Annotated in this window: 27 protein-coding genes; 22 read left to right on the top strand and 5 right to left on the bottom strand. The window is 62.9% G+C overall.

Translation table 11 applies throughout. From position 1 onward, the window contains the following. On the bottom strand, positions 1–695 hold a 695-nt coding region (gene istA / locus HPO_RS15905; RefSeq protein ID WP_241767945.1), incomplete at its 3' end, for an IS21 family transposase. A gap of 381 nt (positions 696–1,076) precedes the next feature. On the opposite strand from istA, the gene HPO_RS15910 reads away from it, so the two are divergent. After that, a complete protein-coding gene (locus HPO_RS15910) occupies positions 1,077–1,700 on the top strand; it encodes a TetR/AcrR family transcriptional regulator (RefSeq protein ID WP_157532892.1) in 624 nt (207 codons plus the stop codon). 142 nt (positions 1,701–1,842) lie between these two features. Then, positions 1,843–2,832: a dipeptide epimerase gene (locus HPO_RS15915; protein ID WP_035601071.1), complete on the top strand. Its 990-nt coding sequence runs from the start codon at positions 1,843–1,845 to the stop codon at positions 2,830–2,832. A 361-nt stretch (positions 2,833–3,193) separates the two neighbouring features. Here HPO_RS15915 and HPO_RS15920 read toward each other — a convergent pair whose 3' ends face one another. Continuing rightward, entirely contained in the window at positions 3,194–4,021 is an 828-nt protein-coding gene (locus HPO_RS15920; protein WP_035600949.1) for a phosphate/phosphite/phosphonate ABC transporter substrate-binding protein, read from the bottom strand. Between the two features lie 137 nt (positions 4,022–4,158). On the opposite strand from HPO_RS15920, the gene HPO_RS19930 reads away from it, so the two are divergent. Together HPO_RS19930 and HPO_RS15930 are read left to right on the top strand one after the other, a co-directional pair. Next, positions 4,159–4,638 carry a DUF3592 domain-containing protein gene (locus HPO_RS19930; protein ID WP_051612689.1) on the top strand — a complete coding sequence of 160 codons (480 nt, stop codon included), beginning with the start codon at positions 4,159–4,161 and terminating at the stop codon, positions 4,636–4,638. Then, on the top strand, positions 4,635–5,420 hold the full coding sequence (locus HPO_RS15930; RefSeq protein WP_035600951.1) for a hypothetical protein: 786 nt from the start codon (positions 4,635–4,637) through the stop codon (positions 5,418–5,420). Before HPO_RS19930 ends, HPO_RS15930 begins: the two co-directional genes overlap by 4 nt. A 156-nt stretch (positions 5,421–5,576) precedes the next feature. Here the strand turns inward: HPO_RS15930 and HPO_RS15935 are convergent, their stop codons facing one another. Then, the gene (locus HPO_RS15935; protein ID WP_035600953.1) at positions 5,577–6,020 is read right to left on the bottom strand and encodes an SH3 domain-containing protein; all 444 of its coding nucleotides are present in this window, start codon (positions 6,018–6,020) and stop codon (positions 5,577–5,579) included. Between the two features lie 218 nt (positions 6,021–6,238). Here HPO_RS15935 and HPO_RS15940 point away from each other — a divergent pair, with 218 nt between their 5' ends. Genes HPO_RS15940 through HPO_RS15965 form a run of 6 tightly spaced genes read left to right on the top strand, consistent with a single transcriptional unit; the run spans position 6,239 to position 11,538 of the window. Continuing rightward, positions 6,239–6,880 (top strand): phosphoribosylanthranilate isomerase, encoded by a 642-nt coding sequence (locus HPO_RS15940; RefSeq protein ID WP_035600956.1) that lies wholly within the window; start codon positions 6,239–6,241, stop codon positions 6,878–6,880. A gap of 38 nt (positions 6,881–6,918) precedes the next feature. Next, complete coding sequence (trpB, locus tag HPO_RS15945) at positions 6,919–8,130, top strand: tryptophan synthase subunit beta (RefSeq protein ID WP_035600959.1); 1,212 nt, start codon at positions 6,919–6,921, stop codon at positions 8,128–8,130. Further along, positions 8,127–8,447, top strand: a complete 321-nt coding sequence (cutA, locus tag HPO_RS15950) for a divalent-cation tolerance protein CutA (RefSeq protein WP_035600962.1) — start codon at positions 8,127–8,129, stop codon at positions 8,445–8,447. Before trpB ends, cutA begins: the two co-directional genes overlap by 4 nt. A 2-nt stretch (positions 8,448–8,449) precedes the next feature. Next, a complete protein-coding gene (gene trpA, locus HPO_RS15955) occupies positions 8,450–9,277 on the top strand; it encodes a tryptophan synthase subunit alpha (RefSeq protein WP_035600964.1) in 828 nt (275 codons plus the stop codon). A 30-nt stretch (positions 9,278–9,307) separates the two neighbouring features. Further along, entirely contained in the window at positions 9,308–10,288 is a 981-nt protein-coding gene (locus tag HPO_RS15960) for an acetyl-CoA carboxylase carboxyltransferase subunit beta (RefSeq protein WP_035600967.1), read from the top strand. Further along, entirely contained in the window at positions 10,285–11,538 is a 1,254-nt protein-coding gene (locus tag HPO_RS15965; RefSeq protein ID WP_035600969.1) for a bifunctional folylpolyglutamate synthase/dihydrofolate synthase, read from the top strand. Before HPO_RS15960 ends, HPO_RS15965 begins: the two co-directional genes overlap by 4 nt. A 6-nt stretch (positions 11,539–11,544) precedes the next feature. On the opposite strand, the gene HPO_RS15970 is transcribed toward HPO_RS15965, so the two are convergent. Then, on the bottom strand, positions 11,545–12,603 hold the full coding sequence (locus tag HPO_RS15970) for a type I restriction endonuclease (protein WP_035600972.1): 1,059 nt from the start codon (positions 12,601–12,603) through the stop codon (positions 11,545–11,547). A 198-nt stretch (positions 12,604–12,801) separates the two neighbouring features. Between HPO_RS15970 and HPO_RS15975 the strand changes: the two genes are divergently transcribed. From HPO_RS15975 to HPO_RS16000, 6 genes are all read left to right on the top strand, one after another. Beyond that, the gene (locus HPO_RS15975; RefSeq protein ID WP_035600975.1) at positions 12,802–13,548 is read left to right on the top strand and encodes an electron transfer flavoprotein subunit beta/FixA family protein; all 747 of its coding nucleotides are present in this window, start codon (positions 12,802–12,804) and stop codon (positions 13,546–13,548) included. Then, positions 13,548–14,477 carry an electron transfer flavoprotein subunit alpha/FixB family protein gene (locus HPO_RS15980; protein WP_035600977.1) on the top strand — a complete coding sequence of 310 codons (930 nt, stop codon included), beginning with the start codon at positions 13,548–13,550 and terminating at the stop codon, positions 14,475–14,477. The genes HPO_RS15975 and HPO_RS15980 overlap by 1 nt, the downstream gene beginning before the upstream one ends. 137 nt (positions 14,478–14,614) lie before the next feature. Beyond that, a complete protein-coding gene (locus tag HPO_RS15985) occupies positions 14,615–15,358 on the top strand; it encodes a TMEM175 family protein (protein ID WP_035600979.1) in 744 nt (247 codons plus the stop codon). A 104-nt stretch (positions 15,359–15,462) separates the two neighbouring features. Next, positions 15,463–16,341, top strand: coding sequence for a 3-hydroxybutyryl-CoA dehydrogenase (locus tag HPO_RS15990; protein WP_035601076.1), 879 nt, complete (start codon positions 15,463–15,465; stop codon positions 16,339–16,341). 117 nt (positions 16,342–16,458) lie between these two features. Then, complete coding sequence (locus HPO_RS19935) at positions 16,459–16,941, top strand: thermonuclease family protein (RefSeq protein WP_051612690.1); 483 nt, start codon at positions 16,459–16,461, stop codon at positions 16,939–16,941. A 73-nt stretch (positions 16,942–17,014) separates the two neighbouring features. Further along, the gene (locus HPO_RS16000; RefSeq protein WP_035600981.1) at positions 17,015–17,758 is read left to right on the top strand and encodes a hypothetical protein; all 744 of its coding nucleotides are present in this window, start codon (positions 17,015–17,017) and stop codon (positions 17,756–17,758) included. Here HPO_RS16000 and HPO_RS16005 read toward each other — a convergent pair. Then, positions 17,755–18,348, bottom strand: a complete 594-nt coding sequence (locus tag HPO_RS16005) for a TlpA family protein disulfide reductase (protein ID WP_051612691.1) — start codon at positions 18,346–18,348, stop codon at positions 17,755–17,757. The genes HPO_RS16000 and HPO_RS16005 overlap by 4 nt on opposite strands. Before the next feature lie 47 nt (positions 18,349–18,395). On the opposite strand from HPO_RS16005, the gene argH reads away from it, so the two are divergent. The 6 genes from argH to HPO_RS16035 all read left to right on the top strand — a co-directional run bounded on the left by argH (position 18,396) and on the right by HPO_RS16035 (position 25,217). Continuing rightward, positions 18,396–19,793, top strand: coding sequence for an argininosuccinate lyase (argH, locus tag HPO_RS16010; protein ID WP_035600984.1), 1,398 nt, complete (start codon positions 18,396–18,398; stop codon positions 19,791–19,793). Positions 19,794–19,797: 4 nt separating this feature from the next. Further along, positions 19,798–20,037, top strand: coding sequence for an LPS translocon maturation chaperone LptM (gene lptM / locus HPO_RS16015; protein ID WP_035600987.1), 240 nt, complete (start codon positions 19,798–19,800; stop codon positions 20,035–20,037). Continuing rightward, the gene (locus tag HPO_RS16020) at positions 20,037–20,267 is read left to right on the top strand and encodes a hypothetical protein (protein WP_035600990.1); all 231 of its coding nucleotides are present in this window, start codon (positions 20,037–20,039) and stop codon (positions 20,265–20,267) included. Before lptM ends, HPO_RS16020 begins: the two co-directional genes overlap by 1 nt. Positions 20,268–20,279: 12 nt before the next feature. Continuing rightward, entirely contained in the window at positions 20,280–21,554 is a 1,275-nt protein-coding gene (gene lysA, locus HPO_RS16025; RefSeq protein WP_035600993.1) for a diaminopimelate decarboxylase, read from the top strand. Beyond that, positions 21,533–24,187, top strand: a complete 2,655-nt coding sequence (locus HPO_RS16030) for a DUF4175 domain-containing protein (protein ID WP_035600996.1) — start codon at positions 21,533–21,535, stop codon at positions 24,185–24,187. Before lysA ends, HPO_RS16030 begins: the two co-directional genes overlap by 22 nt. 67 nt (positions 24,188–24,254) lie before the next feature. Next, positions 24,255–25,217, top strand: coding sequence for an MBL fold metallo-hydrolase (locus HPO_RS16035; RefSeq protein ID WP_051612692.1), 963 nt, complete (start codon positions 24,255–24,257; stop codon positions 25,215–25,217). Positions 25,218–25,219: the final 2 nt, after the last annotated feature.

The raw sequence follows: 25,219 nt of genomic DNA on the forward strand, positions 1-25,219 counted from the left end.
CAGAACTCGGCCTCGAACATGTAATGGCTCACCATCGCGGCAAACCGCGCGTTGACTGTCCGCGCCTTGCCGCGCCCGACCTTGTCGATCGCCGTGCGCATATTGTCGTAGATCCCGCGCCGCGGCACGCCGCCCAGCATACGGAACGCATGGTTGTGCGCGTCGAACAGCATCTCATGCGTCTGAAGGATATAGGCGCGTACGAAGAAGGCGCGGCTGTAGCTGAGCTTGAAGTGCGCGACCTGAAGCTTGGTGCGAACACCATCGATGATCGCCCAGTCCTCGCTCCAGTCAAACTGGAACGCCTCTCCCGGCGCAAACGAGAGCGGCACAAAAGTGCCGCGTCCGCTCGTCTGCTGCTGGACGCGGTACTCGTCTTGCCAGGCTCGTGCATACGCCGCCACACGGCCATACGAGCCGTCATATCCAAGGCTCACCAGATCGGCATGCAGCTGCTTGATTGTGCGCTTCTGCTTGCGCGGCCGCGTCATCTCCCGCCGCAGCCATGCCGACAGCCGGTCCGCATAAGGATCCAGCTTGCTCGGCCGGTCCGGCGTGCGGAAACGCGGCTCGACCACTTCGGATCGCAGGTACTTGCGCAACGTGTTTCTTGAAAGGCCCGTCCGCCGGGAGATCTCCCGGATCGACATCTGGTCGCGGTGATACCACCGCCGGATAACGCTCAATAATGCCATGTCCAACACTCCATGGTCCCCCGCTCGCCAAAGCTCGGGACCGGTTCAAACATGGGTCAGTTCTCAGTGGAAATTTCTGCCCTCCCAGGGTCAATTCTCAACGGCAATCAACACTCAGCCCATCGATTTGGCGCATATGCAATATGATCAACTTGCAAATGGCGTCAATAAAAAAGTAGGTTGACCGTATTGTATTATGACGTACTCTCACAAGGAGGCTGCATACCCACTCTTGCGGTTACGCAGCTACGAGGGCGGCGAGGCCACGGTGTGCTTGCTCTCAATGCCTACAGTCTATGGCGCAAAGCGCGTTGACTTGAGGCGTCGGGGCAGGATCAGGTGTGCGCGCTCCGGCACCAGGACTTGCAGGCTGAGGACTTGATGAAACCGGTGAGTGTGAAGGCAAGGCGGAGTCATGCTGAACGCAGCGCGGCGACCCGCGCGAAAGTTCTGGCGGCGGCTCGCGATGTGCTTTTTGCGCAAGGCTACTCCGGAGCAACTATGCTTGCGATCCGCAATGCTGCCGGCATAAGTCTGGGCGCAATTCAGCACCAGTTCCCGACAAAAGCGAAGCTGATGGCTGCGGTGGTCGAAGATTTTTCTTCGCGCCGGGTTGCGATCTACGCTCAGGCGATTAGGGCCGGCGGGACTCCGCGGCAATCGATGGAAAATATTATCGACGCCAATCTGCGGATGATCAGCCTTCCAGAAGCAGCTGCAGCGCTCGAAGTTCACCTGGCTCGTCGAAGTGATCCGGAACTGGACAGGGAGCTGGCCCCGATTTCCAGGAAATTCGACCTTCGCGTTCTTCGGTGGAGTCGTCTCATACTTCGAGCTGCGGGCGTTCGCGACGATACAAAGACACAGACAATTCAACTATTGAGCAATGCCGTTACGCGCGGGCTTACGGTCGAGCATATAAGGACAGGTGACAGCGAGGCGATTGCGCTAGCAACCACTCTATGGCGCAAACACATCCTGGAGATGATCTTTGGTCCGGACTAATTCGTCTGCGGATCAGATGCTGTGACGTAATGCCGTCGAGGCGCGCTGAGCGTTACGCTCTCTCGCCCGGTCTCAAATCTTCCCCATGCGGAGCGCCGACAGGCTGCATCCGGAACTCACACATACTGAAGGACCTCAAAACGTGCCAAGCTTGGACATTGAAGTACAACACGACACTCTTCAACTCATAAGCCCGATTCGCATCGCCGGCTATGTATTTGAAACCTGGGACCGGGTTCATGTTACTTTGCGGGACGGCGCACACGCTGGCGAAGGCGAGGGTGCTGGAGTCTATTTTTTGGGTGAGACCGGCGAGCAGATGCATGCGGCGATCGAGCGTGTGAAATCACAGATCAGGGCAGCCCCCGACCGAGAGACGCTAAGGTCGATACTTCCCCCGGGGGGCGCGCGGAACGCTGTTGACTGTGCCATGTGGGCCCTCGAGGCGGCGCGCTCAGGGCGGGAAGTCTGGCAACTGGCCGGGCAGGGTACGCCGCGCCCACTCATGACGACTTTTACCCTGAGTGCGGGCGATCCTGATGACATGGCGATGGCTGCCGCAGGCCTCGCCGATGCAAGAGCCATCAAGGTTAAGCTGACGGGTGACTTGGATTTGGACATCCAGCGTGTGAAAGCGATCCGAGCTGTCCGCCCCGACGTCTGGCTCGGAGTCGACGGAAACCAGGGGTTCGTGCGGAGCCAGCTAGATGCATTAATTCCTGCGTTGGTCGACCAGGAAGTGGCGCTTCTTGAGCAACCTCTTGCGCGGGGTCACGATCCTGAGCTTGAAGACCTGGCGTCCCCAATCCCTCTGGCAGGTGATGAGAGCATTCTGTCGTTGGAGGATGTGAGGTCGGCGCAGGGGCGGTTCCATATCATCAACATCAAACTTGATAAGTGCGGCGGTTTGACGGAGGGATTGATGATGGCGGCCGAAGCGCGCCGGCTGGGCCTGGGCGTCATGGTCGGTACGATGATCTGTACAAGTCTGGGTACGGCGCCAGGCTTTGTGCTGGGGCAAAGCTGCGATATTGTAGATCTAGATGGATCGACATTTTTGGCCCGTGACCGATCGCCCAGTGTCACCTACCGTGATGGAACCGTGTTTGCCGATCGGTCTGTCTGGGCATAACAGTGAACGGATTTTATTGTCGATGAAGTCAAAAGTTTCGGAGTTGGGCGTCCGTTCTCAGACGTAGTTTGAGAGAATGGCTGAATGTCTCTTTCGCTACTCGAAGACTTCGCGCGAGATCATCCAGATTGCAGAAATAATGTATGCCCGGTTCCCGTGTTGGTTTCGAAAGGCGCTTATGCGCACGGCCCAAACTCAAAACCCCCCGCGATGCCGCGCCGGGTGAATGGCGGAATCCCCTTGTTGCTATACACCCGCTCGCGTGCGAATTTCGGAGACCCGTTCGAGTTTGTCTGACACCACCGCCAGCCATTTGCCGGCTGATATCAGTGAGTGGGTAGCTGGGCCGGGCGCCACTTAATTAGTGGGACGTGAACGGCGCGTAGACCGCTTCGTCATAAGGCCGAAACCGCTCAGCGCCTTCCGTCTCCATCCAACCCTGAGCGAGCGCCTCAGCCGTTGCTGCTGCGCCCGCCTCGAGCAGTGCGTTGCCAATAGCGGTGCAGGGGACTGCCTCCCTTTCACGGCAAATGACCGGGCCAGGGGGCAGCGGGTCGGATCGCCACAGAAGACGCAGTGTTTCAGCGCGGGCGGGGTCACTTTCCTGCAGGCTTCGCCAGGGGTTCTCGGCCAACGCGGCGATATCGGCCTCGCCGGCAAGCAGATACTCAAGGGATTTGTCGTGCGTGCCAGCATGAAGCCGCGCCGCGAAGTGGGCAGGTGTCACGCCAAGTTCGCGCAACTGGGCGGCCTGAACCAGCGCGCCTGATGTCGAGCCGGGCAGCACTTCACTGTAGCGCAGGGTTTCCGTCTGCGCTGAGAGGTCGGCGAGACCCGAAATACCCGTATCGGCCCGCGTCAGAAGCACACCCCGATAGCGATCAAGCACGGTTGGCGGCGTATCGAGTACGGCAATCGCGTTCACACCGGCGCAGTCGCGCATCGTTACCCAGGCTCCGAGATTGGTCATCGCCACATCCACCTGCCCGGCGCAGACCGCGTCTGAAAGGGCGTCCGGGGTATCAAACAGCACAATCTTCACGGGGCGTCCGGCCGCATGGCCGACAACATCGGCCATCGGCGCCAGTGCCACGCTGCGGTCGAATGCGGGATAGCTGTAGGAGGCAACCACCAGCGGCGGCTCAGGAGCCGAATGGGCGAGCAGAACACAGAGAAAAGCAAAGATCATGGCCAAGCCTATCGCAGGCCGCAGGGGTCAGCAATCTGGCTCGTGATCCGGCAGGCCAATCCCAGGTTGAGGTCTTCCGCCTCTTTTCAATGTATCCGGAATACGGCAGCTAGGTTCCAAGCCATGTGGGGACGGTCATGCGCTGGATATTTGTGCTGATGTTTGGCGGTCTGGGCGTGATGCTGGTCTATGTCGGCGTCACCCAGTATTTCAGCCAGAAGCGGATTGCGGCGAATGCGCGCCCGATTCAGGTGGAGATCATCCGGTCGGATGTGACCCGCTCGGAGTCCAAGGATAGAGATCGCAGCCTGACACGGAGCACGTCCACCATCAGCTGGTCCCCGAATGTCCGCTTCCGCTATGTCGTGAACGGAACAACTTATGAAAGCGACATGCTGCGTCCGAACATCATCGGAACGAGCTATGCTTCACAGGCTGAAGCGGCCGCAGTGATTGCGCCCTATCTGGTTGGGGCAAAAGTGCTCGCTTATGTCGATGACCGGCATCCGGACAAGGCGTTCCTGATCCTGGAGGAGGGGGCAGGGCCGGTGGTGTTCATGCTGGTGGGCCCGCTCGCGCTGACCGCTGCCTATCTGGCTTTCCGATTTCTGCCATGACCTATCCCCGGCGCCGGTTTGGTTCGCTTTCCCTGGAAGTTCCGCCTGGCCTGTTTCCGGATGACGAGGCACCCGAAGGCTTCGCGGCGGCGCTGACGGCGGCGGTGTCGGCAACGCTGCGTATCCGGATGATCGCCCTGGACGGCGCGCCGGATCTTGCTGAAGTGCTGCGGGGGCGGGCAGGGGGCGGCCCGCCCCGGCAGGTTTGCGCCATGGGGGAGGCGTATGTGTGGCCGGGGCTTTCAGCGGCGATGGAAGGGTCGCCGCGTCGGACCGCCTATGCTTTCGAAAGCAAGGGGCAGGTCTGGTTTGGCACGCTCAGTGTACCCGATGATCTCTGGACTGACTATGCGCCTTTTCTTGAGGGGGTGATGCTGTCGCTGGATATCGGCAAGCGGCCAGCGCCCAGCGTGCCGTTGTTTGCGGGGGCGGGCGTGCCGGAAGTTTCGCAGAGGACGGTTCTGCCGGATCCTGTTGAGGGGATGCGCCAGCGCCTGGCGGAGATGGGGGAGGAGACCGTTCGCCTTATTCTGGCTTTGCGGTTTGACGAGGCGGAGATGAGGGTGCGCCAGATCGACAGCGACATATATGGCGCCAATGCGCTGGCCGATGCGTATGAAGCGGCGCTGCATCAGAGCCCTTCAGACCAGAACATTCTCGATCGCGCGGTTTTCTGGGCAGAGCACGCCTTTCCCGAGCCGCATACGGATATTGAGGCAGAGGCATATCGGACGGGCGCAGCGGCGCGCGTGGCGAGACTGCGGAATGTTTTCCGGGTCTGAGGGGGGGGACAGAAGCGGCCCTTCTTCTGAACCGGCCCTGCGGCCAGGGTCCAGATGAGAGCGCCGATTGCACGCCGGTGCTGGAAAGAGAGCTGTGTCAGGCAAGAGGGAGGCAGACGCGCCGTGTTGCGGTCTGCCTCCCTGTATTGGGGGTGATCAGCGCGGTTTTAGGGGTTGATCCTTGGAGTCCTTGGAAGGTTCGTCCTGTTTGGGTTTGGATTGGCCCTTGGGGCCGGACTGATCTTTCTGGTCGGGTCCCATCTTGGCCTTTTCCGGCTGGGGCTGGCCTTTCGGGGGCTTCGGCTGGGGTTTCTCCGGCTGGAGAAGGGGAGAGTAGACCCATCTCTCCGGCTTGCCGGGCGGGGAAATGCGGGCCCAGTCGCCGGTGACGGCGTAGATCTGGACTTCGGCGCCGAGCAGCAGGATTTCGATGACCGAATTGCCGGTGCCGGGGCCACCGCGGACATTGACCTTCTCCGACTTGATGTAACGGGGCCCTTCGGGGGGCGGGGCGGGCTGGGCATGGGCTACGGCGCTGAAGGCGATGAGGGCGGCCAGGGCGCTGGCGGCGAGGCGGGCGCTGAGACGGCGTGTCAGCATGGGGATAACTCCTGTCAGTCTGGGCCGGAAACTTGGCCATGTGATCTGGCCTCCGGGGGGGATGAGGCCAGCAGGGAAAGGCCTAGGGGTGAGCCATGTCAGGGCTTTGCCGCGGGATGACCAAGAGCAGCGCGCCCTGACATATCTCGGGCATAAGTAAGGCGGGGCGGCGCACGGGCCCCGTGGACGGGAGGCGCGCGCTGGCGTAACGGGCTCTTATGGTGACGGTGAAGATCTGCGGGCTTCGGGACCCGGATATGGTGGCGTTCGCGGCCCGTGAGGGTGCGGACTGGATCGGGTTCAACTTTGTGCCGCAGAGCCCGCGTTATGTGACGCCGGAGGCGGCAGCGACACTGATGCTGCGGCTGGGCAAAGCGGTGCCGGTGGCGCTGATGGCTGACCCCGATGACGCGCTGGTGATGCAGATTGCCAGGCTGGGCTTCCCGGTCCTGCAATTGCACGGGCAGGAAACGCCAGAGCGGGCAAAAGAAATCAAAAGCCTGACAGGACGGGACATCTGGAAGGCTTTCGGGGTGCGCGAGCGGTCAGATCTTGGACAAATCGGGACGTTTCCGGACATCGACGGACTTCTGGTGGACGCCAAGGCCCCAGACGGGGCCGCTTTTGGCGGGGGCCATGGTCAGGCGTTCGACTGGTCGATCCTCAAGGGCTGGAGCGCACCGAAGCCCTGGCTGCTGGCGGGCGGCCTGACGCCTGACAACGTTGCTGAAGCCCTTCGGCAGACCGGCGCGCCGGGCGTTGATGTGTCCTCTGGTGTTGAACGTATCCGGGGGCTAAAGGACAGGGAACTCGTCCGCGCGTTTATCCGCGCGGCGAAGGGAAGACCGGACCAGCCCTGAGCGCGCTCATCGCGCAGCGGGGATCAAAGGATAGAGTAATGGACCTGCGGAATACCTGGGATCAATGGCCGGACGCGAATGGCCGGTTTGGCGAGTTTGGCGGGCGGTATGTGGCCGAGACGCTGATGCCGCTGATCCTTGATCTGGAGCGTGAATATCGCGCGGCCAAGCAAGACCCGGCCTTCAAGGCAGAGATGGACGACCTGTGGACCCATTATGTGGGCCGCCCATCGCCGCTCTACTTCGCCGAGCGCCTGACCGGGCATTTTGGCGGGGCGAAGATCTATTTCAAACGCGATGAGCTGAACCATACCGGCGCGCACAAGATCAATAACTGCCTGGGGCAGGTGCTGCTCGCCCGGCGGATGGGCAAGAAGCGGATCATCGCCGAGACGGGCGCGGGCCAGCATGGCGTGGCGACGGCGACTATCTGTGCGCGCTTTGGCCTCGATTGCGTGGTGTTCATGGGCGAGACGGACGTTGAGCGCCAGAAACCGAACGTGTTCCGGATGCGCCTTCTGGGCGCGCAGATCGTGCCGGTTTCCTCGGGCACGGGCACGCTGAAGGACGCCATGAACGAAGCCCTGCGCGACTGGGTGACGAATGTGGACGACACCTTCTACTGCATCGGTACTGCGGCAGGCCCGCATCCCTATCCGGAGATGGTGCGCGATTTCCAGTCGATCATCGGCAAGGAAGCGCGCGCGCAAATCCTGGAGCGGGAAGGGCGCCTGCCGGACGCCGTGATGGCGTGCATCGGGGGCGGGTCCAACGCCATTGGCCTGTTCCATCCCTTCATCGAGGATGAAGGCGTGCGCCTGATCGGCGTGGAAGCGGCTGGGCACGGCATCGAGACGGGCGAGCATGCCGCGGCCCTCAATGGCGGCAAGCCGGGCATTCTGCATGGCAACCGCACCTACCTGCTGCAGACTGATGACGGCCAGATCATCGATGCGCACTCCATTTCTGCAGGCCTTGATTATCCCGGCATCGGGCCGGAGCATGCCTTCCTGCGCGATATGGGCCGGGCGGAATACCTGTCGTGTACGGATCAGGAGGCGCTCGATGCCTTCCAGCTCTGCACGCGGCTGGAAGGCATCATCCCGGCGCTGGAGCCCTCGCACGCGATTGCGCGCGTGGGCGAGGTGGCGAAAGAGCTCGGCAAGGACGGCCTCTTGATCCTCAACATGTGCGGGCGCGGCGACAAGGATGTGTTCTCTGTGGCGAAGGCGCTGGGGGTTGATGTATGAGCAAGCTGCTCCTTATACGGATTACATGTCCTTCGCGGCGTGTGGCGGAGGATATTGCTGACGCCGCGCTTGAGGGGCGCCTGGCGGCCTGCGCGAACCTGGAGGGGCCGGTTACGTCCTCCTATCGCTGGAAGGGCGTGATCGAGCAATCTTTCGAGTTCATCCTCTGGCTCAAGGCGCCGGAAGCCAACTGGGCGAAGATCGACGACATGGTCCAGCGCCTTCACCCCTATGATGTGCCCGCGATCGTGGCGATGCCGCTGACACATGTAAGTTCCGCCTACGAAGCGTGGGCGATTGAGAATACGGAAAGCTGACCATGGGCCGGGAAAGAATTGAAGCCGCCTTCGCACGGGCGAAGGGCGAAAACCGCGCTGCGCTTGTCACCTATCTGATGGCGGGGGACCCGAACCTTGAGGAGAGCTTCAAGGCGCTGTGTGCCCTGCGCGACAAGGGCGCCGACATCATCGAGCTGGGCGCGCCCTTCACTGATCCGATGGCGGATGGCCCGGCCATCCAGCGGGCGGGTCTGCGCGCGCTGGCGAACGGCACGAAGCTGACCGATGTGCTGGCGCTGGCTGCCCGCTTCCGGAAGGACGATCAGATAACCCCGCTGATCCTGATGGGTTATGCCAACCCGATCCATTCGATGGGCTATGAGGCTTTTGCCAAGGCGGCCGCAGAAGCCGGCATCGATGGCACGATCATCGTGGACCTGCCGCCGGAAGAGGATGCAGGCCTGCGGGAAATCTATGGGCGCCTCGGCCTCTCGGTGATCCGCCTGGCGACGCCGACGACCGATGAGGCCCGCGCCGCGAAGGTGGCCGACGGGGCCTCGGGCTTCATTTACTTTGTGGCCGTGACCGGCGTGACCGGGGCTGGCAGCGCTGATCCTGCAGCGATTGCAGGGAAGGTGGCCATGGTGCGCCGGGTGTCTGGCCTACCGGTTTGTGTCGGCTTTGGTGTAAAAAATGGTGCGCAGGCCGTAGAAATGGCTAAGATCGCCGACGGGGTGGTGGTTGGTTCGGCTTTTGTGGAAAAGGCGCAGGATGCGCATGAAACTGGAAAGTCTGAGACGGCAGCGCCCGCAATGGGCGAGCTTGCCGGAGAACTGCGCCAAGCGCTCGCAGGCGTGGCCAAAGGCTGATACCGCCGGGAAATCGGGAGACATCTTCAGATGAACTGGATCAACAAGGTAACGCCGCCCGGCCTCAAGACGATGATGTCCAAGAAGGACACGCCGGACGATCTGTGGGTTAAATGTCCCGCTTCGGGCGAGCTGATCTATCGCAGCGATCTTGAGCAGAGCTGGTATGTGACGCCGGCGGGCGCCCATCTGCGCATCTCGCCGCGCATGCGCTTCCGCATCCTGTTTGATGATGAGCGCTGGGAGCCAATTTCGCTGCCGCCCGTGCCGCTGGACCCGCTGAAATTCAAGGATGACAAGCCTTATCCGGCCCGCCTGAAGGCGGCCAAGTCCAAAGTCCAGAATCGAGACCTGAAGGAAACCGAAGAGGGCGGAGCCCCGCTGCTGCAGGAAGACTGCATGGTGGCCGCCTATGGCAAGATCGGCGGCGTGCCCGCGGTCGTGCTGGTCCAGGATTTCGACTTCATGGGCGGTTCGCTCGGCATGGCGGCCGGTGAGGCGTTCATTACCGCCGCGCAGCTCGCCCTGGCACGCAAGTCTGCCTTTGTCGTGTGCACCGCTTCGGGCGGCGCGCGGATGCAGGAAGGCACGCTGAGCCTGATGCAGATGCCGCGCACGACGCTGGCCATCAATGACCTGGCCGATGCGAAGCTGCCCTATGTCGTGATCCTGACGGACCCGACTTCGGGGGGCGTGTCGGCCTCCTATGCGATGCTGGGCGACGTCCACATTGCTGAACCGGGCGCGATGATTGCCTTCTCCGGACCGCGCGTGATCGAGCAGACGATCCGCGAGAGCCTGCCCAAGGGCTTCCAGCGGTCTGAATTCCTTCGGGAAAAGGGCCAGGTGGATATCGTGGTGGACCGCCGGAAGCTGAAGGCGACCGTGGCGCGTGTGCTGGGGCATCTGCTGCCGATGTCGCGCCGCCGGGATGACCGCTCGGCCCTGCAGCTGACGCCGCCGCGCACGCATGCGGAAAAGCCGCCCGAGGCAAAGGGCAAAGCTGATTGAGCGGCAATTCGCCGGCCCTCGACGCGGCCCTGAAGCGGTTCGAAGGCCTTTATCCAGATGTTATCGAGCTTTCGCTCGGGCGCATTGAACGTGCGCTTGAGCGGCTGGGCCGTCCGCAGGACCGCCTGCCGCCGGTGATCCATGTGGCGGGCACGAACGGGAAGGGGTCCACCTGCGCCTTCATGCGCGCGATGGCGGAAGCTGCTGGCCTGAGCGTGCATGTGTTCACCTCGCCGCATCTGGTGCGGTTCAATGAACGCATTCGCCTCGCGGGAAAGTTGGTTGAGGATGCGGCGCTGATCGGCTGGCTGGACCGGACCTATGCGGCGATCGAAGGCGGAGAGATCACGCATTTCGAGGCGACGACGGCGGCCGCGCTGCTCGCTTTTTCCGAAGTGCCGGCAGATCTGCTGATCCTGGAAGTGGGGCTGGGCGGGAAGTATGACGCGACGAATGTGATCGGCGCGCCGGCGCTCTCGGTGATTACGCCGGTGGACTATGATCATGCCGCCTTTCTGGGGACCGACCTTGCCGGGATCGCGGGGGAGAAAGCGGGGATCATCAAGGCGGGCCGCCCGGCGCTGACGGCGATCCAGCAGGATGTGGCCGGCGCCGTGATTGCGGCGCGCGCCGCAGAAGTGGGCGCGCCGCTTTACCGGCTGCAGCCCTATTTTATTGACGCGATGCCGGAAGACATAGCGCTCACCGGGCCCCACCAGCGGGCCAATGCCGCGCTGGCGGCGATGGCGATGCAGCTTTTCGGGAATTCCACGCGGATCAGCCAGGCGGCGATCTTTGAGGGTGCGCGCAAGGCGGTGTGGCCCGCGCGGATGCAGCGGCTGAAGGATGGGCCGGTGACGGCGCTGGCCGGCGGGCTGCCGGTATGGCTCGATGGCGGGCACAATCCGCATGCGGCGCGGGCGATTGCGGCGTATCTCTCCGCTCTGGGCGGCAAGACCGCGCTGGTGACGGCGATGCTGGCGAGCAAGGATTCGGCGGGATTTTTCGTGCCGTTTGCGCCGCTGGGGGTGGATGTGTTCACCTGCCCGAACGCGCCGGGGCACCAGGCCTCGCCGCCTGCCGAACTGGCGCAGGCAGCCTCAAAAGCGGGGCTGAAGGTGACTGCCTGCGCGAGCCTTGAAGACGCCCTGCGCGCCGCCGGCGCGAGCGGAGCCGACCGCGTGCTGATCTGCGGCTCGCTCTACCTGGCGGGCGAGGTGCTCGGCGCGAACGGGGAAGCGCCGGAGTAGGGGGCTTCAGGTAGCGGATTTGTATTTTTCGGCCGTGGCGCAAATACGATCCGCATACCGATAGAGATCAACTGGCGCTTTGACGGCGACCTTTTCCTCAACTTCTCCGTCGAATAGGCCCAGATAGCGCGTGGTAGGGCTATTAAAATACATCCTAAGCAGGGGCCGGCGGTTATTGTTGTCGACGAGAACCCCGCAATATGATCTCTGATCACGGATTACCACGCGAGATGGATCAATCACGCGGGCCGCAATGGCGACGGCAATGCGGAAACCATCCCACTCATCTTCGGTGGTTTCGATTTCGCTTTTTTCCTCAAGGTCAATGTCCTCTTCTGGTGCTTCTGTTGTGTTTTGAAGCAGGGCACTCTTGAGGCGCGCATTAACGCGATCTCGGATTACCTCGCTGACACTGCGCTTCACCAGAGGCGCGAACTCTTGGCGGACATTGGCGGTAAACATGCCATCATAAATCTGGCGGCCGAAGAAAGCGACGAACTCATCGGACGGGTTATCAAACTCTTCCTTGAGCCGGGTCTTTAATGCTGAAATGTATTTCAGACGCCTCGCTGTGCTGAGGATTGCGCCCACATCGTATACAGATTTTCTGAAACGGCTGAGTTCCGAGGCGGATGTCGTATCAATGTCGGTGAGGTTAAAGGTTAGGAAAGGTCGCCTGTCCATCCGGTTGGGCTCATCGAGATCTGTATAAAATTCCCAATCGTAACCGTTGGTCAGAACGGCAAACTTGGCATCGGTCACGCTGAAATACCGGTAAAGTTGAGAGGCGTGTTTCAGGTCCAGTGGCGCGTTCGGAGCCTTGCACTCAATCAAGATGGAGATCCGTCCGCCGACGCGAATGGCATAATCAACTTTCTCCCCCTTCTTGATGCCCACATCCGCCGTGAATTCGGGAATGACCTCACTTGGATCAAAAACATCGTATTCCAGCGCCGAGAGCATCTTTAGAATGATCGCCGTCTTCATTGCTTCTTCGGTGAGAAGCATTTGGCGCTGGCTCTCGATTCGCGCTGACAAGTCCTTTAGTTTTTCGTCGAAGCTCATGTGTCTCCCCCTGAGAGCGATTGTATTGTGTCCAACGCGTAGGGGAAAAGAAATGCGTGTCAATCTCCAGGTGTTCGGGCAGTAACCGCGCCAATTTGACCCTGACGTAAGCGTCAAGCCTTGCGCCGAGGGCGGCCTATATGTAGGGACAGCGCACTTTAAAGTGCCAAGAACCGTAGCCAACCTGGGAGCGCCCGCATGAAGGTCCTCGTGCCCGTCAAGCGCGTGATTGATTATAACGTGAAGGTCCGCGTGAAGCCGGACCAGACCGGGGTCGATCTCGCCAACGTCAAGATGTCCATGAACCCCTTCGACGAAATCTCCGTCGAGGAGGCTGTTCGCCTGAAAGAAGCAGGCGTTGCCACCGAGATCGTGGTTGTCTCCATCGGGCCCCAGCAGGCACAGGAAACGATCCGCACCGCCCTCGCCATGGGCGCTGACCGCGGCATCCTGATCAAGACCGACGCCACGGTTGAGCCGCTGGCCGTTGCCAAGCTGCTGGCGAAAGTGGTCGGCGAAGAAAGCCCCGACCTCGTTCTGGTCGGCAAACAGGCGATCGACGACGATTCCAACCAGACCGGCCAGATGCTGGCCGCGCTGCTCGACTGGCCGCAGGGCACCTTCGCGTTCAAGGTCGAGAAAGACGGCGACGCGCTGAAAGTGACCCGCGAAGTCGATGGCGGCCTGCAGACCGTGAAACTCACCCTGCCGGCAGTTGTCACCGTTGACCTGCGCCTCAACGAGCCGCGCTATGCGTCGCTGCCGAACATCATGAAGGCGAAGAAGAAGCCGATCGACGAGAAGGCCCCTGATGCCTATGGCGTCGATATCTCGCCGCGCCTCACGGTTGTGAAAGTGTCCGAGCCGCCGGTGCGCAGCGCCGGTATCAAGGTTGAAGACGTCGCAACGCTGGTTTCGAAACTCAAGACTGCGGGAGCTGTGTAATGGCCGTCCTCGTAATTGCAGAACATAGCCATGGCGCGCTTTCCGACGCGACGCACAAGGTTGTCACCGCCGCTGCCAAGTTCGGCGGCGATGTGGACGTGCTGGTGGCCGGTGAAAACGCCGGCGCGGTTGCTCCGGAAGCCGCCAAGATTTCCGGCGTGCGCAAGGTGCTGAAAGCCGAAGGTGAGAGCCTGCGCAAGCAGACCGCCGAAGCGATGGAAGCCCTCGTTGTGCCGCTGATGGCAGGCTATGACGCCGTGTTCCTGGCCGCGACCACCACGGGCAAGAACGTCGCCCCGCGTATCGCCGCGAAACTCGACGTGATGCAGATTTCCGAAATCATCGGCATCGAAGACGCCTCGACCTTCGTGCGTCCGATCTATGCCGGTAACGCCATCCAGACCGTGAAATCGGCCGACGCCAAGAAAGTCATCACCGTTCGCGGCACGGCTTTCCCGGCGGCTGGCAATGACGGTTCGGCTTCGGTGGAAGACGTGGCCGCCCCGGCTGGTCCGTTCAAATCCGAGTTCGTCTCCGAAGAGATGGTCAAGTCGGATCGCCCGGAACTCGCCGGCGCCAAGCGCGTCGTCTCCGGTGGCCGCGCGCTCGGCTCGTCCGAGAAATTCCAGGAAGTCATCTTCCCGCTGGCCGACAAGCTGGGCGCCGCTGTTGGCGCTTCGCGCGCGGCAGTGGACGCAGGCTATGCGCCCAACGACTATCAGGTCGGCCAGACCGGCAAGATCGTTGCCCCGGAACTCTACATTGCCGTCGGTATCTCGGGCGCCATCCAGCACCTTGCTGGCATGAAGGACTCCAAGATCATCGTGGCGATCAACAAGGACGAAGAAGCTCCGATCTTCCAGGTGGCTGATTATGGCCTCGTGGGCGATCTCTTCACCATCGTTCCGGAACTGACCAACGCGCTCTGATCCGGCCACGATCAGGTCCAGACACATGCAGACGCCCCGGCCAGATGGTCCGGGGCGTTTCTTTTTGGGGGCACGGCCCGCGCCATTGATCGGCGGGGTATTCTGCGTCAGGGTTGCGACATTCTGGGAGGTATCAGATGGTCCGCGATCTGGTTGTCAGGGAATTGGATCACGATCCGCGATTTCGCTGGCGGGGCGGCGCTGTCACCCGGATAGAAAACCTTTCGGACATCGTGTTTGCTCTGGCCTTTGGCATGCTGGTTTCCTCGGCAGCCAGGCCCACAACATTTTCCGAACTGACCGGCCACTTGTTGACGATTGTGCCAGTGGCCGCTGGATTTGCGCTTCTGGTGCTGATCTGGAATGCGCACTTCACCTTTTTCCGGCGATATGGCGTGGCCGATGGGCGGATCATATTGCTGAACTGCGTTCTGCTTCTGCTGGTCCTGTTTGTGGCCTATCCGCTCCGCTTCATCTTCGACAGCCTGTTCGGGGTCATTCTGGCGCAACTGGGAAACTGGGCGGTTCTTGAAGGAACCGGCATAGGCTTCCGGGAGGCCGGGATCATCATGGCCTATTTCAGCTTCGGGTATGCCCTGATCTTTCTGATCATCAGCCTGATGTATGGCCACGCTCTGGGCCGAAGTCAGCAGCTGGAGCTTTCGGAAACCGAGAAAGCCATCACCCGGCAATCGCTCTGGCACTATGGCTGTCAGGCCGGCATGGCGACGGTGACGGGACTGGTGGCGCTGCTGACGCCGGCCGGGCCGATTGCCGGGGCGCTGATGATCCTGATCGGACCGCTGGTGTTTCTGGGTAGCCGCTTCATCAAGACCCCCGCCCTTGCCGGGCATTCGCAAGAGGCAGGCGCGATGCAGTAGGCCTGCAGCAAGTGCCGCAGATCGCAGGTCTGCGCGCAGACTTTGACGCACTGCACAATGGAGTATAACCATTCGCAAAAAACAAAATCAGGATGCAGCAGGATATGACAGAGATTCGGACAGTCGGCGTGATCGGCGCAGGTCAGATGGGCAACGGGATTGCTCATGTGAGCGCGCTTGCAGGCTATGATGTCGTGCTGAGCGATGTTTCTGAAGCAGCGCTGAAAGCCGGGATGGAGACCATCGAGCGCAACATGTCCCGCCAGGTGGCGCGCGAGATGATCACCCTGGACCAGATGCAGACGGCGCTGAAACGCATTCGCCCGTCAGCCTCTGTGAAGGCGCATGAAGCCTCCGACCTGGTGATCGAGGCGGCCACCGAGAAGCGGGAAGTGAAAGAGCAGATCTTCCGCGCGCTCTGCGAGGTGGTGCCTGCCCATGCCCTGCTGGCCACGAACACCTCCTCGATCTCCATCACCCGCCTGGCCTCCGTGACGGATCGCCCGGAGCGGTTCATCGGCCTGCACTTCATGAACCCCGTACCGCTGATGAAGCTGGTCGAGGTGATCCGTGGCCTGAATACCGAACAGAACACCTATGAAGCCGTGATCGGTTACACCAAGACCATCGGCAAGACGACGACCAATGCCGAAGACTATCCGGCCTTCATCGTGAACCGCATCCTGATGCCGATGATCAACGAGGCGGTCTATACGCTGTATGAAGGCGTTGGCTCGGTGGCGTCCATCGATACGGCAATGAAGCTGGGCGCCAACCATCCGATGGGGCCGCTGCAACTGGCTGACTTCATCGGCCTCGATACCTGCCTGTCGATCATGCAGGTGCTGCATGACGGGCTTGCCGATACGAAGTATCGCCCGTGCCCGCTGCTGGTGAAGTTCGTGGAGGCAGGCTGGCTTGGCAAGAAGTCCGGCAAGGGCTTCTATGACTATTCGGGCGATGCGCCGGTGCCCAGCCGGTAGATCTGGTTACCAGATTAACCGTTTTTGTTAGAGATCCTTGCTTTCCGGACAGGTTTCTAAACGTCCGGTTAACATCCTTTCGGCAGGCTCTGCTTCGGGTATTCCGGAGGCTGAGCTATGTTTGTCCGCACACGTATTGTGCCGATTGTCGGAGCGATAGTGTTCATCCTGATGGCGCTGCTCGGGGCACGGTTTGCGTCCGAGAATGCGCAGGCCGCCACTGAGCTTGGCGGAACGGTGTATTGGTCGGACGGGGATTCCGGGCGCCTTTCAGATGGCACGAAGTTTCGCCTGCACGGCGTGGACGCGCCCGAGACAGGGTCCATGAAACAGCGCGGCGGAGCCAAATGCGAGGCGGAGCGGGAGCTTGGCTATGATGCCAAGGCGGCGGCGGTGGAGCTGACGCGCGGGCGGGCGGTAACCGTCAGCCGGATCATGGGCCGGGACAGATACGGGCGCAATGTGGTGACCCTTTCGCTGGAAGGCGAAGACCTTGCCAAGCTGCTGGTGGCGAGCGGCACGCACAAAGCCTGGGATTATGATGGGGGCGCGCCCAAGCCCGACTGGTGCGGTGGGTGGGGCAGTGGCGCGGCTCCGTGAACTTTTCTCAAGGCACTTGTAAAGACCGGGCCCGCGATTAGCCTTGCAAGCGATTGCAAGGACGAGGCGCCCGATGATTCAAGATTTGCTCAAGCTGACGGCAGGCGCCGGGCTGGCGCTGATGGTAGCGGCTTGTGACGAGCAACCGCCGCGCGCCAGGCCTGCAGCTTTCGATCCGATGGTTGCCAATCCAGCCACCCAGAAGGCGGTGAAGGCCGACGAGGCAGCAAGCTGGTCGCCGCCCCAGCAGGCCGCGTTTCTGGCCGGGCGCGTAATCGCTGCCGACAGTGTGTTCCGGGCAGGGGACCGGGACACAGCCAAGGCGCAGCTGGGCGATCTCAGACAGCAGATGGCGGCGCTTGATGCCGGCGCGCTACAGGCGCTGGGATTTGAGCCCGCGCGGATCGACGCGATCCAGGGCGCGCTGGATCTTGACCTGCCGGACGAGGAAATCGCGCCGCTGTTTGCCGGCGCAGAGGCCAATCTTTCCGGCGTGATCGAGGTGTCTGGCGTGGCACCGAAGGAGACCGTCACCTTTCTGATGCGGCTTTCCGCGGAGGCTTATGACGCCGGGGTCAGATATGGCGAGATCAGAGATCTGGAGGCCTATCAGGCGGCCTATGGCTATGCGGTGGCCGCGCGCGACCTGATCTCGCCGCTGGATGAGACTGTGTATAGCGATCTGCGGCTGGAACTCGATATTCTGGTGTTGATGTGGCCCGCCGCCGGGCCGCTGGCCGGGCGTACGCCGCCGCCAGAGGTGCGGATGTCCGAGCAGTTTGCGCGGGTCAAAGTGGCCCTGGCAGTATTGCCCTAGCGGGCCGCGTTCTTGATGGCCGCATCGATGAACTGCACAGCGTCGGCGGATGCCCAGTCGGCATCGCCTGCCAGGCGGGCGATCTCGATCCCGTCGGGGCCGTAGAGGATCGTGGTCGGGAAGCCGCGCACGCCGGCGCCATAGATCACGTCGCCATTGTCCATCGGGGCGTGCCGGAAGGCGATGTTGGCGGCGCCAAGCTCCGTCAGGCGGCGCTTGGCATACTCGGCGTCTTCCGGAGAATCGACGCTGAGGGCGACGACTTCGAACTTGTCGCTGGCGCGGGCGGTCTGCAGCGCGCCGAGGGCGGGCATCTCCTTCTCGCAGGGCGGGCACCAGGTGGCCCAGTAATTGACCAGGATGGTCTTTCCCTTGAAGATTTCGAGTGTCTGTTGCGTAGTGTCGGTATCGGTGAAGGTGCCGGCAGGGATTGGTTGACCCGCGCTGCCGAAATCCAGCTTCGCCATCTCGCCTTTGGCGAAGCCCTGATAAGAGTTTCCGTCAGGCTTTCCTGTCGCAGCGCTCATCAGCACGTAGACAATCGCTGCAAGGGCGACCAAGAAGAGGCCGAAATAGGCGTAGCGGGTCATGGGATGGGCCCTTCACTGGCGTCAGTTACAGATACGAGGATATGGCAATGGCGGATGACAAAGGCCAGATGATGTGGGGCGGGCGTTTTGCCGCGACACCTTCGGCCATCATGGAAGAGATCAACGCCTCGCTGGATATCGACCGGCGGATGGCGGAAGAGGATGTGGCGGGCAGCCGGGCGCATGCCGACATGCTGGCCGAAATGGGCATCCTGAGCGTAGCCGACAATGAGGCGATCCAGGCCGGGCTCGACCAGGTGCTGGAAGAGATGCGGGCAGGAACGTTCCCCTTCCGGCGCGAGCTGGAAGACATTCACATGAATGTCGAGGCCCGCCTCAAGGAACTGATCGGTGAGCCGGCCGGGCGGTTGCATACCGCGCGCTCCCGCAATGATCAGGTGATTACCGACTTCCGCCTGTGGACGCGCGGGGCGCTGGACGAGACGGGGCAGCTGGTGGCGGGGCTTCAGGCAGCGCTGGTGCGCCGGGCCGATGAGAACACCGCCGTAGTCATGCCCGGCTTCACCCATCTGCAGACGGCCCAGCCGGTGACGCTCGGCCACCACCTCTTGGCGTATGTCGAGATGCTGGAGCGGGACCGGTCGCGGTTGCAGGACTGCGCCGTGCGCCTCAACGAATGCCCCCTGGGAGCGGCGGCGCTGGCCGGGACGGGGTTCCCGATTGACCGGGACATGACGGCCGAAGCGCTGGGCTTTGCCCGGCCGATGGCCAACTCGCTGGACGCCGTTTCGGCGCGCGATTTCGCGCTGGAGGCTCTTGCAAGCCTGTCCATCGCGGCAACCCATCTCTCGCGTCTTGCCGAGGAGATTGTGCTCTGGACTAGCCCGCAATTCGGGTTCGCGCGCCTCAGCGACCAGTGGTCGACGGGCTCTTCGATCATGCCGCAGAAGCGCAACCCGGATGCGGCCGAACTGATCCGGGCGAAAGCCTCGCTGATCACTGGCCAGTATGCGGCGCTGCAGGGCGCCATCAAGGCGCTGCCGCTGGCCTATGCCAAGGACCTGCAGGACGACAAACGCCTCACTTTCGACGCCTTTGACACGTTCAATCTGTGCATCCGGGCAATGACCGGCATGATCGAAACCATCAGCTTCAAACCCGATGTGATGCGGGCAGCGGCGGCAAAGGGCTTTTCCACGGCGACGGACCTGGCCGACTGGCTGGTGCGGGAGCTCGGGATGCCGTTCCGCGACGCGCACCATGTCACCGGCCGTATCGTGGCGCGGGCCGAGGCAGAGGGGGTTGATCTGGCCGACCTGCCCTTGAAGGAAATGCAGGCGGTGCATGGTGCTATCACGCAGGAAATCTTCAGTGTGCTCAGCGTGGAAGCGTCAGCTGCTTCGCGTACCTCATATGGCGCCACAAGCCCTGTTCGCGTGGCCGAACAGGTGGCACAGTGGAAACAGAGACTTCGAGTGGAGTAGTCCCATGAAACGTATTCTTGCCCTCGCGGCGATTGCCCTTCTCACGACCAGCCTGTCGGCGTGTGGCCTGCAGGGACCGCTTCAGCGGCCCGGTCCGCTGATCGGGAATCCTTCCAGCGATGTTGACCCGGCCACGCTGCCCGATGGGGAGGCCCGCGACCTGCCGCAGCTGCCCGACCGCCCTTCGCAGCAACAGACGCCTGCAGCAGAGGATGAACTCCTCGGCGGGCCGGGAGGCAGCTGATGAAGACCAGAGCCTTCCTGCTGGCGACACTCGCGGGCGCCTTTCTGGCGGCCTGCCAGACCGCGCCCGCTGCGCCAGAACCTGAACCGGTTGCCGAGGAGCTGCCGGTCGTCGATGTGCCGCCACCGCCATCGGCAGACGAGCCCCGCGTGAACGAGTGGGGCGGGGAAGTTCCCGAGAACAAGCCTGCCGGGAATGTCGACGAAGGCGGACTTGGCGACCTCTCCTGACCTGGAGCCTATATGCATCATTTCAATTATGCCGGAGGCCGCCTCCAATGTGAGGGCGTCGACCTTGGCCGCATTGCGGACGAGGTGGGAACACCGGTTTATGTCTATTCAAATGCCACGCTGCAACGCCATGCGCGGGTGATCGCCGAGGCGTTCAGCGGCCAGAAGGTGCTGATTGCCTATTCGGTGAAGGCCAATGGCAACCTGGCTGTTCTCGCGACCCTTGCGGCCGAAGGCTGCGGGGCCGATGTGGTCAGCGGCGGCGAGATGCAGCGGGCGATGAAGGCGGGCATTCCGGCTTCCCGTATTGTCTTCTCCGGCGTCGGCAAGACGGCGGCTGAGATGAAGCTGGCGCTCGAAGCGGGCATTCACCAGTTCAATGTCGAGAGCGCCGGGGAGCTTCGCCTGCTGTCGAAGGTGGCGAGTGATCTGGGGTCCGCAGCCCCGATTGCGCTGCGCGTGAACCCGGATGTGGCGGCTGGCGGGCATCCGAACATTTCGACGGGCAAATCCGGCGACAAGTTCGGTGTGCCCTGGGGCGAGGCCGAAACGCTTTATGCCGAGGCAGGCAAGCTGCCGGGCATCAAGGTGGTTGGCGTTGACGTGCACATCGGCAGCCAGATCGGTGAACTTGGCCCGATGCGGGCGGCATTCGAAAAAGTTGTTGGCCTTGCCCTGCGCCTGCGGGAGCAGGGGCATGACATCGCCCGCATTGATGTGGGCGGCGGGCTGGGTATCCCTTACCGCGAAACCGACGCGCCGGCTGCGCCCTCGGCCTATGCGGCGATGATTTCAGACGTCACGGCGGGCCATGGCTTTGAGGTGATCCTAGAGCCGGGCCGCGTGATTGCCGGGAATGCGGGCGTGCTGCTGACCACGGCCCTCTATGAAAAACAGGCGCCGGACCGGACATTCCTGATCATCGATGCGGGCATGAATGATCTGATCCGTCCGGCGCTCTACGGGGCGCATCACGACATCCGCCCCCTGGCCGAACCTGCACTAGGGACTGCGGAAAAGACCTATGACGTGGTGGGGCCGATCTGCGAGTCGACTGACAAATTTGCCACCGCCCGCAACCTGCCGGAGGTGGCGCCGGGTGACCGTCTGGCGTTCATGTCTGCAGGCGCCTATGGCGCTGTGCTCTCTTCGGCCTACAATGCCCGTCCATTGGTTCCGGAAGTTCTGGTCAGTGGCGATCACTATAGCGTGGTGCGCCGGCGGCCGGATTTCGACGAAATGACGATGCTGGAAGAGGTGCCCGATTGGATCAAGGCGAAGGCCTGAACACGCTGGGGAAGAAGCTGGCGGCGACGCGCCGCCGGCTGACGCTTCTGGCGCTGGGCCGCGCCTGGTGGCCAGCCTTTGTCTTTATCGCCGGTTTCCTGGCTATCGCGCTGGCGGGCGGTTTTGACCGGCTGAGCAGTTTCCTGGCGGCGCTTATCCTGCCGCTTCTGATCCTCACCGGCATCGGTCTTTGCTGGATGTCCTGGCGGCGGTATCGGCGGCCGGCAGAGGCCGATGTGGTCCGCGCGCTCGATGGGCAGTCTGAGCTGCGGCCCGTTTCATCGCTGACGGACCGGCCAGCTGACCCAGCTGCGGGACCGGCAAGCCTCTGGCGGGCGCACCGGGCGCGGCTGGTTGCGGAAATCGGAAATCTTCGTCTGCCGCGTCTGGCGGCGGAATGGGCGGCGCTCGATCCTTACCGCGTGCGCTATATCGTGCCGGTGGTTGTGGTGGCGCTGGCACTGGTTGCGGGACCGGCGGCGCCGGGGCGGATTTTACGTGCCCTGAGCCCGGATCTCGGCGCGCTGGCGGGCGCTGACAAGATGGTGGTGGAAGCCTGGGTGACGCCGCCCGAACATACCGGCCGGGCGCCGGTCTTCCTGCAGGCGGGCATGAAAGATGTGCGCGTGCCGGTCGGTTCTGAAATTACCCTGCGCACGCAGGCGCCCTCGGCGCCGAAACTCATTCTGCGCGGCGACAAGCGCAAGACGATGCGTTTTGCCCAGACGCCAGAAGGCGCTTTCGAAGCGCGCGCCCGGATAGAGGGTGACACACGCCTGACCGTGAACTGGTGGGGCGAGCGGGCACGGTGGAATTTCATTGTGCTGCCCGATGAAGTGCCGCTGATCGCTTTCGACAGCCCGCCTGCGCCCGGGCAGAGGGATCAGGTAGAGTTCAAATGGAAAGCGGGCGATGATTATGGCGTGACCGCCGTGGAACTGGCGATCCGCTTGCGCGTGCCGCATCCGGCTGCTCCGGAGGCGGAGGACCGTGTGCCCGTGCCGATGCCGGGCGCGCCGGGAGCCAGGGAGTTGTCGGCTACCGCGCAGCTGGATCTTACCCGTCACCGCTGGGCCGGCCTGCCGGTGGATGTGCGGCTGGTTGCCCGGGATGGGGCCGGGCAGGAGGGTTTCAGCGAGTCGATGCCGTTTATCCTGCCGGAGAAGCTGTTCCTCGATCCGCTGGCGCAGGCGGCGCAGGAAGCGCGCGTAACCGTGCTGCGCGAGCCCCGCCCGTATGCCGAGATGCCCAGGAATGATCAGGCGCTGACCGATGGCGCAATCAACACGGCGGCCACCGGGCGGCTGGACGCGGCGCCGGAGGGCGTGCGCCAGGCCGCCCTGATGCTCGATTCGGTGACCTATCGCGGCGAAATGTTCATCAATGACCTGGGTGCCTTCATGGGTCTGCGCATGGCGCTTGGCACATTGCAGACGGCCGGCACGAAGGCGGAAGCGGACGCGGTGGAGCCACTGCTCTGGGCCATCGCGCTGAAACTGGAGCATGGCAGTGTGGCTGATGCGCGGGCGCGGCTCGAGGCGGCCCGCGCGGCGCTCGAGCGGGCGTTGCGGGAAGGCGCGCCGGAAGAGGAAATCCGCAGGCTGATGGAAGCCTTCCGCGACGCCGCCAACGAATACCTTGCCGCGAAAATGGCCGAGGCGATGGCCGGGGGGCTGGACGCGCCGGAGCAGCAGCAGGATGGCCAGGCCCAGGCGGGCGGAGATTCCCTCGGCGGGCAGGATTTCGAGGACATGCTGAATGCGCTGCAGGATCTGACCGAAACGGGCGCCGCCGAACAGGCGCGCCAGCTGCTTTCCGACATCACCAACCTGCTGGAAAATCTCGAATTCCAGCGGGGGCAAGGTCAGGGTGACGGGATGCCGGGCGAGCAGGCCGATGGCGAGGACAGCGACCTTCCGCCTGAAGAACAGGAACTGACCGATGCCATGCGGCGCCTGTCCGAAATCCTCCGCGAGCAACGCCAGCTCAATGATGACACCCTTGCTCAGCAGCGCGGCGAGCAGTCGGGCCAGAGCGGGCAACAGCCCGGCGAAGGCACCGATCAGGGCGAGGGCACAGGCGAAGGGCAGGAGCAGGATGGTGGTCCAGGCCAGGGCACCGGCACGCCCGGCGCTGGCCGCGGCGGTTCGCTGGCGGAGCGTCAGGCTGAACTTGGCCGTCTGGTGGAAGAACTGGCACGGCGCGGCGGGAACAGCGGCCAGACCGGCGAAGAGGGGGCAGGCCAGCCGGGAGCCGGCCTGGATGAAGACGCCTTGCGGGCAATTCTGGAAGCGCAGCGCCGCGCCGAGCGCGCCCTTCAGGGCGGCAATGAGGGCCGCGCTGTGATGGATCAGGAACGGGCTACGCAGATGCTCTCGGAACTCTCCCGTGAGATGGCAGAGCAGATTGACCAGATGCGGGCAAACCGGCTGGGCGAGCAGGGGCAAAACTCCAACGATCCGCTGGGGCGGCCGCTGACGGGCGCAGGCAATGACGGGCAGGGCGTGGAGATACCGTCTGAATCCGAACGTCAGCGTGCCAAGGATATTCTCGATGAACTCCGCCGCCGCTATGGCGAGGCTGAGGATGAGGAAGAACGCGAATATCTCCGCCGGCTGCTGGAGCGTTTCTGATCGGGCGCTTGCCGGGGCGAGGCTGCCATGGTCTGCTTCGGGCAAAACAAGACCGGGAGGAAATACAATGGCGGCGCGTTGGGAATATACCAAGGGTCTCAAGGACATCGGCAACGGGCTGTACGCCTGGTTGCAGCCTGATGGCGGCTGGGGCTGGTCGAATGCCGGGCTGATCCGGGATGGAGAGGCCTCGCTTCTAGTCGATACGCTGTTCGACATGGCGTTGACGCGCGAGATGCTGGACGCGATGGCTGATGCCACAGGCATTGGCGCGGAGAAGATCGGCACGATCGTCAACACCCACGCCAACGGCGATCATTGCCATGGCAATGGCTGCTGTCCGCAGGCGGAGATTATTGCGAGTGAGGCGAGTGCCCGGGAAATGGCAGAAGTGCCGCCCGCCATGCTGGCGCAGTTCAAGAAGATGGGCGCGCAGCTGGGGCCTGCCGGCGCCTATTTCGCGGACATATTCGCCCCGTTCGATTTCGAGAATGTCGATGAGCGCAAACCCACGCAAACCTTCTCCGGCGCCATGGAACTGAAGGTGGGCGACAAGGCGGTGCGCCTGATCGAGGTGGGCCCGGCGCATACAGGCGGGGATGTGCTGGTGCATGTGCCCGGAGACAGGGCGGTGTTTACCGGAGACATTCTCTTCATCAATGGCACGCCGCTGATGTGGGCGGGGCCGGTGGCAAACTGGATTCGCGCCTGTGACGAAATCATTGCCATGGATGTTGATGTGATCGTGCCGGGGCATGGTCCGGTAACGGACAAAGCGGGCGTGCGCCGCGTGGCGGAATATCTCGCCTTTGTGGACCGGGAAGCGCGGGCGCGGTTTGATGCGGGATTGAGCGCACGGGAAGCGGCGCTGGATATTGCGCTGGGCGACTATGCCGACTGGGGCGATGCGGAGCGGATCGCGGTCAATGTAGACAGTCTCTACCGGGAATATCGCGGCGACGGCAAGGTGACGCCGGTGATGGACCTGTTTGCGCTGATGGCCGAGGTGCGGGATGCGCAGCGGCGCTGACG

Source organism: Hyphomonas polymorpha PS728 (genome assembly GCF_000685315.1).
Taxonomy (GTDB): Bacteria; Pseudomonadota; Alphaproteobacteria; order Caulobacterales; family Hyphomonadaceae; genus Hyphomonas; species Hyphomonas polymorpha.

Excerpts from the sequence above, each read along its gene's own strand:
- HPO_RS19935 (WP_051612690.1), top strand. The coding sequence starts at position 16,459 with ATGTTTGTCCGCACACGTATTGTGCCGATTGTCGGAGCGATAGTGTTC.
- HPO_RS16035 (WP_051612692.1), top strand. The coding sequence starts at position 24,255 with ATGGCGGCGCGTTGGGAATATACCAAGGGTCTCAAGGACATCGGCAAC.
- HPO_RS16000 (WP_035600981.1), top strand. The coding sequence starts at position 17,015 with ATGATTCAAGATTTGCTCAAGCTGACGGCAGGCGCCGGGCTGGCGCTG.
- HPO_RS15970 (WP_035600972.1), bottom strand. The coding sequence starts at position 12,603 with ATGAGCTTCGACGAAAAACTAAAGGACTTGTCAGCGCGAATCGAGAGC.
- cutA (WP_035600962.1), top strand. The coding sequence starts at position 8,127 with ATGAGCAAGCTGCTCCTTATACGGATTACATGTCCTTCGCGGCGTGTG.
- lptM (WP_035600987.1), top strand. The coding sequence starts at position 19,798 with ATGAAACGTATTCTTGCCCTCGCGGCGATTGCCCTTCTCACGACCAGC.
- HPO_RS15940 (WP_035600956.1), top strand. The coding sequence starts at position 6,239 with ATGGTGACGGTGAAGATCTGCGGGCTTCGGGACCCGGATATGGTGGCG.
- HPO_RS15920 (WP_035600949.1), bottom strand. The coding sequence starts at position 4,021 with ATGATCTTTGCTTTTCTCTGTGTTCTGCTCGCCCATTCGGCTCCTGAG.
- argH (WP_035600984.1), top strand. The coding sequence starts at position 18,396 with ATGGCGGATGACAAAGGCCAGATGATGTGGGGCGGGCGTTTTGCCGCG.
- HPO_RS16005 (WP_051612691.1), bottom strand. The coding sequence starts at position 18,348 with ATGACCCGCTACGCCTATTTCGGCCTCTTCTTGGTCGCCCTTGCAGCG.
- HPO_RS15975 (WP_035600975.1), top strand. The coding sequence starts at position 12,802 with ATGAAGGTCCTCGTGCCCGTCAAGCGCGTGATTGATTATAACGTGAAG.
- HPO_RS19930 (WP_051612689.1), top strand. The coding sequence starts at position 4,159 with ATGCGCTGGATATTTGTGCTGATGTTTGGCGGTCTGGGCGTGATGCTG.
- trpB (WP_035600959.1), top strand. The coding sequence starts at position 6,919 with ATGGACCTGCGGAATACCTGGGATCAATGGCCGGACGCGAATGGCCGG.
- HPO_RS15985 (WP_035600979.1), top strand. The coding sequence starts at position 14,615 with ATGGTCCGCGATCTGGTTGTCAGGGAATTGGATCACGATCCGCGATTT.
- HPO_RS15990 (WP_035601076.1), top strand. The coding sequence starts at position 15,463 with ATGACAGAGATTCGGACAGTCGGCGTGATCGGCGCAGGTCAGATGGGC.
- lysA (WP_035600993.1), top strand. The coding sequence starts at position 20,280 with ATGCATCATTTCAATTATGCCGGAGGCCGCCTCCAATGTGAGGGCGTC.
- trpA (WP_035600964.1), top strand. The coding sequence starts at position 8,450 with ATGGGCCGGGAAAGAATTGAAGCCGCCTTCGCACGGGCGAAGGGCGAA.
- HPO_RS15980 (WP_035600977.1), top strand. The coding sequence starts at position 13,548 with ATGGCCGTCCTCGTAATTGCAGAACATAGCCATGGCGCGCTTTCCGAC.
- HPO_RS15910 (WP_157532892.1), top strand. The coding sequence starts at position 1,077 with ATGAAACCGGTGAGTGTGAAGGCAAGGCGGAGTCATGCTGAACGCAGC.
- HPO_RS16020 (WP_035600990.1), top strand. The coding sequence starts at position 20,037 with ATGAAGACCAGAGCCTTCCTGCTGGCGACACTCGCGGGCGCCTTTCTG.
- HPO_RS15935 (WP_035600953.1), bottom strand. The coding sequence starts at position 6,020 with ATGCTGACACGCCGTCTCAGCGCCCGCCTCGCCGCCAGCGCCCTGGCC.
- HPO_RS15930 (WP_035600951.1), top strand. The coding sequence starts at position 4,635 with ATGACCTATCCCCGGCGCCGGTTTGGTTCGCTTTCCCTGGAAGTTCCG.
- HPO_RS15960 (WP_035600967.1), top strand. The coding sequence starts at position 9,308 with ATGAACTGGATCAACAAGGTAACGCCGCCCGGCCTCAAGACGATGATG.